At 72.5% G+C, this 11,729-nt stretch carries 9 protein-coding genes; 1 reads left to right on the top strand and 8 read right to left on the bottom strand.

Annotated elements, in window-relative coordinates; translation table 11 throughout:
• Positions 1-4 precede the first annotated feature (4 nt).
• Positions 5-733: an ABC transporter ATP-binding protein gene (locus JKV81_RS05375; protein WP_202075024.1), complete on the top strand. Its 729-nt coding sequence runs from the start codon at positions 5-7 to the stop codon at positions 731-733.
• Positions 734-823: 90 nt separating this feature from the next.
• On the opposite strand, the gene JKV81_RS05370 is transcribed toward JKV81_RS05375, so the two are convergent.
• The 8 genes from JKV81_RS05370 to JKV81_RS05335 all read right to left on the bottom strand — a co-directional run bounded on the left by JKV81_RS05370 (position 824) and on the right by JKV81_RS05335 (position 11,670).
• Positions 824-2,041, bottom strand: a complete 1,218-nt coding sequence (locus tag JKV81_RS05370; protein WP_202075023.1) for an FAD-dependent monooxygenase — start codon at positions 2,039-2,041, stop codon at positions 824-826.
• 233 nt (positions 2,042-2,274) lie between these two features.
• On the bottom strand, positions 2,275-3,333 hold the full coding sequence (locus JKV81_RS05365; RefSeq protein ID WP_099176671.1) for a vWA domain-containing protein: 1,059 nt from the start codon (positions 3,331-3,333) through the stop codon (positions 2,275-2,277).
• 145 nt (positions 3,334-3,478) lie between these two features.
• Entirely contained in the window at positions 3,479-6,277 is a 2,799-nt protein-coding gene (locus tag JKV81_RS05360) for a DUF5682 family protein (RefSeq protein WP_202075022.1), read from the bottom strand.
• Positions 6,274-7,386, bottom strand: a complete 1,113-nt coding sequence (locus JKV81_RS05355; RefSeq protein WP_129266077.1) for an ATP-binding protein — start codon at positions 7,384-7,386, stop codon at positions 6,274-6,276. The genes JKV81_RS05360 and JKV81_RS05355 overlap by 4 nt, the downstream gene beginning before the upstream one ends.
• Positions 7,387-7,448: 62 nt before the next feature.
• A complete protein-coding gene (locus JKV81_RS05350) occupies positions 7,449-8,849 on the bottom strand; it encodes a vWA domain-containing protein (protein WP_202075036.1) in 1,401 nt (466 codons plus the stop codon).
• A 146-nt stretch (positions 8,850-8,995) separates the two neighbouring features.
• Positions 8,996-10,390 (bottom strand): hypothetical protein, encoded by a 1,395-nt coding sequence (locus JKV81_RS05345; protein ID WP_202075021.1) that lies wholly within the window; start codon positions 10,388-10,390, stop codon positions 8,996-8,998.
• The gene (locus JKV81_RS05340) at positions 10,390-10,908 is read right to left on the bottom strand and encodes a hypothetical protein (protein WP_129266075.1); all 519 of its coding nucleotides are present in this window, start codon (positions 10,906-10,908) and stop codon (positions 10,390-10,392) included. Before JKV81_RS05340 ends, JKV81_RS05345 begins: the two co-directional genes overlap by 1 nt.
• Positions 10,909-11,160: 252 nt before the next feature.
• Positions 11,161-11,670, bottom strand: a complete 510-nt coding sequence (locus JKV81_RS05335; protein WP_129266074.1) for a methylated-DNA--[protein]-cysteine S-methyltransferase — start codon at positions 11,668-11,670, stop codon at positions 11,161-11,163.
• Positions 11,671-11,729: the final 59 nt, after the last annotated feature.

Raw genomic sequence — 11,729 nt, 5'->3', positions numbered from 1 at the left:
ACCGATGCTCGAACTCACCGGCCTGACCGCGGGCTACGACGGCGGCACCGCGCTGCACCCCCTCGACCTGTCGGTGCCCGCCGGCTCGGTCCACGCCGTCGTCGGGCACAACGGCGCGGGCAAGACCACGCTCGTCCACACCGTCGCCGGGCTGATACGCCCGAGCGCCGGCACCGTACGCCTCGACGGCCGGGATGTGACGGGACTGCCCGCGCACCGCGTCGCCCGTGCGGGGATCGGCCTCGTCCCGCAGGGCCGCCGGGTCTTCGCCGGGCTCACCGTCGCCGAACACCTGCGGCTCTCCTACCGTCCGCCGCGGCGCGGCGGGCCCGCGCGCCCCAGCGTGTGGACCCCGGCGCGGGTCCTGGAGCTGCTGCCCCGGCTGGGCGAGCGCCGCGACAACCGGGGTACGGACCTGTCCGGCGGCGAGCAGCAGATGCTGGCCCTGGCCCGTGCGCTGCTCGGCTCGCCGCGTGTGCTGCTGCTCGACGAGCCGTCCGAGGGCCTCGCCCCCGTCCTTGTCCGGCAGGTCCACGAGCTGGTGACCACGCTGGCGGACGAGGGCATCGCCGTACTCCTGGTGTCCCCCAGCCCTGCCCGGGCCGTCGAGTGCGCCCGCACGCTGACGGTGCTGACCTCGGGCCGGATGACGCTCCGCATCGCCGGCGAGGAAGCCCGCACCGACGCCTCCGCCCTGCACACCGCACTGGAACTGACGCCGGGCGCGGCCTGAGGGGGGCGGGCGGGCCGGGGGCGGCCGGGGGGGCGCGGTGGCCCCCGGCCGCCGGACCGCCGCACACCGTCTCGCCCGCCCCGCCGTGGCCTAGCCGGCCTTGATGCTGTGGCCGCCGAAGCCGCTGCGCTGGTCGGAGCCGCTGTTCTGGTCCTGCCACCACACGTCGAACTCCGGCTGGCCCATGGCCGACCAGTCGGGTGTGTTCTCGACCTGTGCGCTGCCCATCCTGCGGGCGAGGGCGACCATGGCCGCTCCGACGGGTCCCCGGCCCGCGTCGTAGCTCTCCAGGACCTCCTTCCAGCTGTCCCCGGCCCGCCACGCGGCCTCCAGGGCGTTGGCGTCCTGGAGTGCCTTCACGCTGCCGCCGCCGATGTGCGGCCGGGCGACGCTCGCGGCGTCGCCGACGAGTGCCATACGGCCCGAGGTGTAGTGCGGCACCTCCAGGTCGTAGATGGGCTGGATGAAGGTGGTCTCGGCGGGGGTGCGGAGCACCCTGGCCGCCCAGTACGGCGGGAAGTTGTCCGCGACCAGGGCACGCAGGTACGCCGTGAGCTCCGAGTTGAGCCGGCCCGGCGGCAGCGAGGTGGGGCGCGTCAGGTCGGGGTGGAGGCCGTCCGCCTGCGGGGGTGCGGTGTAGAGGACCCAGTTGAGCAGCTCCCCGCCGAGGCCGTCGGGGATCCGGTAGAGCATGCAGTGGCCGCCGGGGAAGACGATGTTGTGCGCGTCGTGGCCGTCCGAGGGCAGGCCGGCCACGTCCGACGACGTACCGCGCCAGCCGATGTAACCGGCGTACGTCGCGTCGGTGCCCGGGAACATGGCCTCGCGAACGACGGAGCGGTAGCCGTCCGCCCCGATCACCACGTCGAAGTGCTCCTGGTGGCCGTCCGCGAGACGCAGCGTCACCCCGTCGTCGTCCGGATCCACGCCGGTGACCACCGCGCCCGAACGGTAGGTGACCTCCTCGGGCACCCTGCGGCGCAGCTCGCTCCAGAGCGAGCCCCAGCTGTAGGCGCGGAAGGGGAAGGGCTGCTCGCCGATGGCCCGGCCGTGGTCGGCCTCTCCGTCCCGCACGCTCCACACCCGCCGGGTCAGTGGCGCCCAGGGCATCTCCGGGGCCACATATCCGGCGTCCCTCAGTTCGTCGTACCGGTCGCTGTGGAGGGCGATTCCCACCCCTCTGTCGCGGAGCCGGGCATCGGCGCGCTCGAAGACGGTGATCTTCTCGGCTCCGCCCCGCGACGCGGCCAGCGCTGCGGCACACCCCGCTATGCTGCCGCCGACCACGGCGATGCTGCCTCCACGCATGACTGGCACTCCACTCACTCGGTGTTACGGTCGCGTTCCGGGTGCCGCGCTCCCGTCCGGATGCTGCTCCTCCACGACGCCCGGCCTTGGCGTAACTCGCCTGTATGCGGCCGTCGTTGAGCCGTCGGGTGGGTGCGGTCAGGACCCGCACCGGATCCTACCGAGGGGCGTCCGGGAGGCGAGCGGCGCACGTACGGCGGGCAGCCCGGGCCTCCGCCCCCGGCCGTGGCGCGTCACAGCATGATGAGCAGCCGCGTGTTCGCCTTGAGCTTCCTGTTCACCGAGCGGCTCTGCACGTACACCTCCAGCTTGGGGTTGTTGCCGGCCTTCACCGAGACGGTGCCGTGGATGCCCGTACCGAACAGAAGGTTGCGCGCCGCGTCGCCCGTGTAGGCGCGGTCGGTGTCCTTCTCGACGACGATGACGTCCTTGTCCGGCTGGACCTGCACCCGGGTGCCCAGCTGGTAGTAGCACGCACCGCGCTGGTACGTCACGCCCGGATGCGAGTCGACGAAGGCGCGGATCTCGGTCTCCTTGTCGACCTTCAGGAGCCGGTACCTGTCGGCCGCCACCGGTTCGAGGTTCGCCCGCACCTCGTCGACGGATATGTCCTGGCCGACGGCGAAGAGGTTCTTCGTGCCGCGCACGCCCTGCTCGCGCCCCCGCAGGAAGCTGGTGGCGGCGGCGCGCACCGTACCGATCGCGTCCTCGACGCCCTTCTGGGAGTCCGCGTCCCAGATGGCGATGTTGCCCGCGGGGAAGCCGTAGTTCTGAGCTGTGCGCTTCGCCAGGGAGTTGGGGACCAGGATCGCGGACGTCCAGTGGCCCGGCAGCGCGCCCATCTTCGCCGCGATCCTGTCGAGCCAGGGACGGAGGATGGTCATGTCGCCGTCGTGCCTCCGGTCGCCGCCGGAGGCGTTCTCCTCGCCGTCCGTCACCACGATCTGGAGGAAGCTGTGCTCGCCGTACTCCTCCCAGATGTGGCCCAGGTCGTCCAGGGACTTGAGCGAGGCCTCGATGAGGGCGGTGGCGCCGTTGTTGACCTTGTACAGGCCCCGCATGGACGGCAGGTGCTTCACGTCCATGTCCCAGACCAGGTTCTCCACCCGGTGGTCGAAGGAGTAGAGGCTGATCCGCGTCTCATGGCCGAGGATGTCCGACTCGGCCTTCAGACCGGCCACGAACTCGTCGACCACCCGGATCAGTTGACCCTGGTGCTGGTACATGGAACCCGAACAGTCCACTACCAGCGCGACGTGATTCACCTTGTGCTGGATCTTGTTTGCGGACATGGCTGTGCTCCTTCGCCGAGGCTCCCCGAGTGATGTCTTCACCCTAGGAGGAGGCACTGACAACGGATCCTGACGGCGGATCACCCGCCGCCACCGGCGCCCCCGCGCCGTCCGGGCAATCCCCCGTCGCCCCCCTCAGACCCCCTCATACGCCCGCCAGCAGCGCCTCCAGTGCCGTCGCCGTCTCCGGGTGGCGGCCGGCGAGCACCGCGCCCGAGGGTGCCGGTGGCTCCGTCTCCCAGGGGCCCTCGCAGCCCAGCAGCGCCGCCAGGCTGTCGCAGGTCTCCGGGTGCGCGGCCAGCAGTGCGGCACGGCCCGCCGCGCCGCCGCAGGGCGCCGCCGGGACGGCCGGTGCTTCCGGTGCGGCCCGCCACGGCGGGGTCCAGGCGTCCAGGGCCGGGAGGCGGCCGGGGAAGACGCGTCCGGCCTCGCGGATCAGCAGCGGAGCCAGCTCCGCCCCCTCGGCGCGCAGGGTGGTGATCAGCGTCGGCAGCCAGGGCAGCAGCACCGGGTCCGGCAGCCGTGCGAAGGCGTTCGAGACCGCCTCCACGACGAAGTCGGCCAGCTGGGGCACCGGCTCCAGGGCGTGCAGGAAACCGCTGAGGTAGCGCGGATAGGCGGGCACCACCAGGGGGTTGTCCAGCAGGGCGTCGCAGCGCTCCCTCAGCTTCGCGCGGGAGAGCTGCCCGAGGTGCACCTGGGCCGCCCACAGCAGGGCCACCCGTGAGGGCTCCTGCGGGTGCGACTGTGCGAAGGCCAGGTCCAGCTGGGTCCGGTCGCACCCGAGCGACAGGGCCAGGCTCTCCATGCTGAAGAGGAATCCCAGCATCGCGGCGACCTGGCGGACGGTCGCGTCCTCGTCGGTGAACGCCGTCGGCAGGAGCGTGCAGTAGTGGGCGTACCCCGTCTTGGCGAAGGACTCGATCCACGCCGGCAGCTCCGGCCGGCTGATCCGGTAGTACGCCAGGAGCCGGCGCACCCGGCGCAGCACCTCCGGTGCCCCGTCGACGCTGCGCTCGGTGGCGAGCACCTCCAGGGCGCGGGTGCCCAGCTCGTCGGCGAGCCGGCCGCCGCGCAGGTGCAGTACGGCGTCCTCGACGGCCCCGAGGACCTGCGCCGTGGTGGCGTTCGGGGCGTACGCGGCGCGGCGCAGGCGCTGTTCCAGGACCTGCTCGATGCTGACGCCCTCGTAACCGAGCTCGATGAGCGCCCGCTGGTGGGTGCCGAGCGCCAGGTCCCAGGACTCCTGCACCGACTGCTTGCCGAGCTCCCGCTCGCCCATGATCGGCCGTGCGGCGCCGTGGGGCAGGAGGCGGCGCAGCATCCACAGCACGTCGGAGCACCGGCGCAGCTCCGGCCGGGAGTTCATGTCGAGCAGGGCCCGCCGCACACCGCGCTGCTGCAGTTTGAGGTCCAGCGGGGCGAGCCGGTCGTGCACGTCCCGGGCCAGGGGCGGCAGGGCGTCGTAGCCGACCTGGCCGATCCGGTCGCCGCCCATGAGGATCTCCACGAGGCGGCGGACGTCGCGCCTGCCCGGCACGGTGTCCTTCTCGATGCAGGTGACCGCCGCGTCCTGGAAGTCGTACGGGGTGGGCCTGGCCCGGTCCCGCATGCCGGCCAGCAGGATCGACGTCTCGAAGACGGCGATGGCGTCGGCGGTGGAGGCCAGGTAGCCGTTGCGCCGGGCGGAGCGCACGATCTCCACCGACCAGCCGAGGAGTTCGGCCTCGTCGAGCCGGTCGAGGGCGGGCGGGCTCTGCAGGAAGCCGGAGAGCTTGTCGGTGGGCGCTTCCGGCGTCACGGGGGCGGCCGGCGCGATCGCCTTCGTCCTTCCGGCGGCCTTCGTGGCGCCTGCCTGGCCCGCGAGCCGGTACGGCTTGACCCGGGTGCGCTTGAGGTTCTTCGCCCACTGGGTGGCGGCGATCGAGACCGATCCGGCGGCGAGGCCGAACTGCGCCTCGATCGCCGCGTGGCTGGACGGGATCAGCCCGTGCTGCCAGGTGCTCTCGCTCGGCGGGGTGATCACGAAGGTGTCGCTGCCGTGGACACCGAACTCCTCGACCCGGCTGGACGCGTGGAACGCGCCGCAGACGTAGAGACAGTCCTCGGGGTCGGTGCCGGTCGCGGCGAGGTGCTCGCGCATCCGTGTCCACATGTAGCGCTCACGGTCCTCGTCCACCCTGACCCGGCCGGCGTCCCCGGGGGCCAGGCGGCGGAAGAGGCTGCCGATCAGCAGCATGACCTGCCGGTAGGTGTCGTGGTCGCTGTCGCCGAGCGGCAGTTCGACGTACTGGTGCCACCACTCCGACCAGTGCCGCACACGGCCGTGGTGCAGGAGGTGTTCCTCCAGTTCGGCGAAGCGGGGGCGCAGGTCGCCGATCTCCACCCCGACGGCGTCGCCGTGCAGCGCCGCCTCCTCCTCGGCGGGCGGTGCGTCGGGGTCCGTGGGCTCCGGTGCGCCGCTCTGCCACTGGAAGACGTGGTCCGAGGAGCGGTCGACGAGGACCAGTTCGACGCCGGGGGTGTCCAGGGCGTAGGCGATGGCCTGGTATTCGGCGGAGGCCTCGGTGATCGGGGCCACGACCGACAGCGGCGCCCATTCCGCGGGGAAGCCCTTCACCTCGCTCGCGAACGCCTGGACGGCCACCGGGAGCCGGCAGTTGCGCAGCTCGGTCAGCAGCGGCGCCATGTCCTCGCACAGCTCCAGATACACCACCTTCGGCTGTTTCTCCCGGAGCCGCCGTGCCATCGCGACCGCCGAGGCGGGCGAGTGGTGGCAGACGGGGAAGATCTCCAGGGGCTCGCGCACGGCGCGGTCGACGTCGTCGACGATGCCCAGGAGGATGCCCTCCAGCGCGTCCGGTCCATCCGAGAACTCGGTCGCGGCGTCCTGGAGTTGTCCGCGCAGCGCCTCGAAGGGCGTCCCCTCGCTCAGGGCGCTCATGACAGGGTGGCGATCGCGTCGCGGCCGCCCTCCAGGAACTCCGGCCAGGAGCCCCCTTCCTCCTTGCTGCGCGGCTCGACGACACCGTGCAGGTACTTGTTGAGGATGGCCAGGTCCTCGGGTTCGCGCCGGGCCAGCGATCCGACGAGCGAGGAGGCGAGGGTGCGGGCGGTGAGCGCGCGTTCGCCGAAGAAGTTGCTGTGCAGGATGGCGTCCTCCAGTACGCCGATCTGCTCGGCGCTCGACAGCGCGGACTCCAGCTTCTCGTCGTCGCTGCCGGCCGCGGCGGCGGAGGCCCGCAGGTCGGCGAAGCTCTGCAGCAGCACGTCGAGCAGGGTGGGCGGGACGTCCAGCTCGATCCGGTGGCGGCGCAGCAGTTCCTCGGTGCGGAAGCGGACGATCTCGGCCTCGCTCTTCTTGTTCGTCACCACCGGGATGCGGACGAAGTTGAAGCGGCGCTTCAGCGCGGAGGACAGGTCGTTGACGCCGCGGTCGCGGCTGTTGGCGGTGGCGATGACGGAGAAGCCCGGCTTGGCGAAGACGATGTTGTCGCTGTCCATCTCCGGGACCGAGATGTACTTCTCCGACAGGATCGAGATCAGCGCGTCCTGGACGTCGCTGGTGGAGCGGGTGAGCTCCTCGAAGCGGCCGATCGCCCCCGTCTCCATCGCGGTCATGATCGGCGAGGGGATCATCGACTCCCGCGACTGGCCCTTGGAGATCACCATGGACACGTTCCACGAGTACTTGATGTGGTCCTCGGTGGTGCCGGCCGTGCCCTGGACCACGAGGGTGGAGTTACGGGAGATGGCGGCGGACAGCAGCTCGGCCAGCCAGCTCTTGCCCGTGCCCGGGTCGCCGATGAGCAGCAGGCCCCGGTCGGAGGCCAGTGTGACGATGGAGCGCTCGACGAAGCTCCGGTCGCCGTACCACTTCTGGGAGATCTCCCGGTCGAGGCCGTCGGAGCGCTCGGATCCCAGGATGAAGAGGCGGACCATCTTCGGTGACAGGCGCCAGGAGAACGGCTTGGGGCCGTCGTCGACGGACTCCAGCCAGTCCAGCTCCTCGGCGTACTTGATCTCGGCGGGGGCGCGCAACAGGTCGGACATGGGTGTGCCTCTCTAAGATTTCGGGTTCGACTGCACCGGGGGCCGGGAAGGCTCGACCGGTCTCAGGTCAGGAAGGTCTTGAGCTCGTGGACGAGCTTGCGGATGTGGCCGGAGAGGACCGGGGTCCCCTGGTCCTTGAACCGCTCGCGGAACCACGGGTTGACGCTGGCGCGGCCGGAACTGGAGACGGAGCCGACCGGTATGAACTTGGCCCCGGAGCGGTGGATGGCGGCCATGCTCTCGAAGAGCGGCTCGGTCTGCCATTCGTAGAAGTCCGAGATCCACACCACGACGGTGTTCCGGGGCTCGGCGATCTTCGGCTGGGCCAGTGCCATGGCGACCGTTCCGTCGGTGCCGCCGCCGAGGTTGGTGCGCAGCAGGGTCTCGAACGGGTCGTGCACCCACGGGGTGAGGTCGAGCGCCTGGGTGTCGTACGCGATGAGGTGGACGTCCACCTTGGGCAGTCCCGCGAAGATCGAGGCCAGGATGGTGCAGTTGACCATGGAGTCCACCATGGAGCCCGACTGGTCGACGACCACGATCAGCCGCTGGGGCGTCGTCCTGCGCGCGGTGTGGCGGTAGAAGAGGCGGTCGACGTAGAGCCGTTCCTCCTCGGGGCTCCAGTTGGTGAGGTTCTTCCAGATCGTGCGGTCCAGGTCCAGGTTGCGGAAGACCCGCTTGGGCGGGACCGAACGGTCCAGGGCGCCGACGGTCGACTTCTCGACCTGTGTGCGCAGGACCTCCGCGACCTCGTCGACGAAGCGGCGGATCAGCGCCTTGGCGTTGGCGAGGGCCACACCGGAGAGGTTGTCCTTGTCGCGCAGCAGCTGCTCGATCAGGGACATGCTGGGCGTGAGCTGTGCGGCCAGCTGGGGGTCGGCGAGCACCTCACGGAGCCGCATGCGCTTGACGAGCCCGGCCTCGATGGAGCCGAGCTCCGGGCCGATCCCGGGGACGAGACGGCTGAGGTCGGGGGTCCTGCCTCCGCCGCCGGTGCCTGTCGGGGCGGCTCCCGTCCCTCCCGCGCGTCCGCCGCGCAGCTCGCCGGGCTCGCAGCCGAGGGCGCGCTCCAGCCAGCCCGCGTCTGACTGCCAGCGGGACAACTGGCCGGCGGTGACGGTGCCGGGCGGGGTGTGGAAGACGTTCAGCAGGACCTTCGACACGAGCGCGGCGCGCCGCACCTCGGCGGCCCGGTCACGGGGGCCGGCGTCCTCGCCCTCCTCCGCCGCGGGGACCATCAGGCCCTCGAAGTCGGCGGCCAGCTCGGGGTGGCGCTGGACCACGGAGTCGACGGACGCCTGGGGGTCCAGCAGCTTGGCCGGCAGGCCGATGTCCTCGATCACGGCGAGGCTCGCGGACTCCAGGGAGGCCTGCTCCTCGTGGTCGAAGAGCCGGGCGAGGAGGCGCCAGTACATGACCTGGCGGCGGTTGTCGTGCGCGACCTGTCCGGGCGCCTCGGGCATGGCGGCCTCCGCGGTCGCGTCGGGCGTAGGGGCCTCTCCGGTCGTCGCGGGCGAGGGGCCCTCCGCGGTCGCCTGAAGCGGGAGGTCCACTGCGGTCGCGTCGTACGCGGAGGTCCCTGCGGTGACCTCGGGGCTCTGCTCTCCGGTCATTTCCGCAGCAGCCTTCCCGCGCGCTCGCTCAGCACCTTCGCGGCGTCGGTGGCCGCCTTCTCGGCCCTGGCCCCGGCCTTGTCGGCCGTCCCCCCGGCCCATGCCCCCGCGTGCACCGGGGTCACCTTCTTCCGCACCGTGGTCTCGACGGCGAGCGGCTGCACACGGAACGCGCCGGCGTCCCAGCGGATCAGCGCGATGCAGGCGCCGGACGTGGCGACGGCCTCGGGCGTGAGCGGCCCGGCGGCCGGGATCCGGTCGGTGTCCACGGCCAGTTCGGTCCCGGCGACGGTGAAGGTCAGTCGTCCGTCGTCGTCCGTCCGGGCGGTGTAGCCCTCCAGGAAGACGGGTACGGCGATGCGCGCCGGATGCCGGTCCAGGGGCGCGGTCACCGGGGCGGTCGCGGTGGGCAGGGCCACGCGGGCGGTGGCGAACGCCTCGGCGGGCTCACCGGGGCGGGCGTGCTCGTCGCTCCAGAGGAGGTCGCCCTCGGCGGTGACCGGCATACCGGTGAGCTCCATCGAGCGCCCCTCGCCGGCGGCCGCGAGCAGCGACATGTGCGGGCGCAGCAGCTGCCAGATCCCAGCTCCGACGACGGTGTCCGGCTTCGGCACGGACACCGCGGCGCGCACGAGGCGGGACGCGGATCCGTCGGCGGGTTCGAACACCGCGTGCACCTGCGCCTGCGCGGCGGTCGCGTGCTCCGTCAGGTCGATGCCGAGGGGCAGCAGCCGGCCGTCGACGGTCCCCGTAGCGGGCGCAACGGCGGCTCCGGGCACCGTCAGCAGCATCCCGCGCGACCACAGGTCGGCCCATCGGCGTACCGGGAAGCGCTCCGCCGACGCGCCGGGGCAGGACGCGGCGAGTTCGGCGGCGAAACCGTCGAGGAGCGTCGCGAGGCGGCGCCGGGACGGGTCGGGGAGCATCGCGGAGACGACCTCGGCCGCCCCGGACACCACCTCGTGGTCGAGGCCCTGCCATCCGCAGCGCGCCAGGTCCGAGAGCCAGGCGCGGGCGGCCGTGAGCAGATTCGCGGCGGGCGGCCGTTCGGCGGCGGCCGGTGCGGTGTCCGCGTCGCGCGTACGGCCGGCCGCCTCCTCGACGCGGGCCAGCAGTGCGTCGTGGACGGAGCCGAGCAGCGCGGTCCTGGCGGCGGCCAGGGCCACGAAGTGGTCCTCGCCCGCCACTCCGGCGGCCGCCTTCGCCGCCGCCTCGGCGACCCTGGCGGCCAGCGGTGTCCCCGCCACTGCGTCGGCGAGCCGTGCCGGGCCCGCGGCTCCGTCGGCCTGGGGGCGGAGCAGGCCGGCGACGAGCGCCCGGTCGAAGGCGTCGATGGCCTCCAGTGCCTCGCCCAGTCCGTCGACGGGTTCGGTGAGGAGTCCGGTGCGCATCAGGCCACCGCCCGGGTCGGCGGGAAGAACTGCATCTCGGGCAACGGTGCCGTGACCGGAGGGTGTTCGAGGTAGGCCAGGTGGCGCAGGAAGCGGCTGAAGACGGAGGCGGCGGCCTTGGTCCCGTCCGCCGGCGGCCGGGTGCTCCTCATGGCCGAGGCCAGCACGGCACCGTCGACCTCGCCCTCCGGGACCTCGGCCTTCAGATACCGGACGACGCGCTCGGCGCCGTACTGGAGGACCGCCTCGTTGATCAGGGCGCCGATGTGGTTGCAGAACGATCCGCGCGCGCCGCCGCAGGGCCGGTTGTTGTTGGTGCTGCAGGCGAACGCGTAGGTCCCCGCGGCGACGGACGAGACGTAGACGCGCCCGATGTCCGAGCCGCTGGACACCACACCTTGCAGGCGCCCGTCGGCCAGCTCGACGAACGGAACCTTGGCGAGCTTGCGTGGCCTCGCGGGTGGTATCACCCGGGCCGTGCTCGACCTCTCCCAATCGGACAACGCGCCATCTCCCATGCACAGCTGAGGGGGTGTTCCCGCCGGACCGGCGGAACACTCATGAACCTACTGGCGTGCACTGACAACGCGGCCCGGAGCGGCCCAGGAGGGCCGGGGAGGGCGGTTCACGGCAATGGCGCGGAGCCGGGGACGGCGGCGGCCCGGTCGCAGCGCCGGCCGATCCGGTCGGGGCCTGCCGTTCCCGTCGCGACGGACCACTCGGGGCGCGTGCGGGCGACATGTTTCGGCCAGCCACCGGGACGCGGCCGTTCAGACCGCCCGGTGGCGGCTCTCCAGGTCCAGGAGCCGCCTCTTGCGGTCGAGGCCGCCCGAGTAGCCGGTGAGGGCGCCGCTCGCGCCGATCACCCGGTGGCAGGGGCGTACGACCAGCAGCGGGTTGGCGCCGATCGCGGTGCCGACGGAGCGCACCGCCGCGCGCGACGCACCGATCCGGGCGGCGATCTCGCCGTAGCTGAGGGTCGTGCCGTACGGGATGTCCTCCAGGGCCTTCCACACGCGCCGCTGGAAGTCGGTGCCGCGGCCGGCGGCGTGCTCGATCCCGAAGCGGGTCCGGCTGCCCTCGAAGTACGCGCGGAGTTCGCCCGCGATGACGGTGAAGGCCTCCGCGCTCTCCGTCCAGCCGTCCTGGACCGTGGCGCCGCCCTTCTGCCCCGGCACGGAGAGCGAGGCGAGGGCGGTGCCGCCCTGTGCAGTGGCCGACTCCTCGCCCACCAGCAGCAGCTCGCCGAGCGGGCTGTCGATCGTGGTGTAGAGCGTCATGGTCGTGGTCCTTCCGGGCTGTGCGTCGGTGTCGTGTACGTCAACTGTGCGGGTTCCGG

The sequence above is a fragment of the Streptomyces silvae genome (assembly GCF_016745505.1).
Taxonomy (GTDB): Bacteria; Actinomycetota; Actinomycetes; order Streptomycetales; family Streptomycetaceae; genus Streptomyces; species Streptomyces silvae.
The sequence above is the reverse complement of the archived record's forward strand: the minus strand, read 5'-3'. Positions and strand labels throughout refer to the sequence as shown.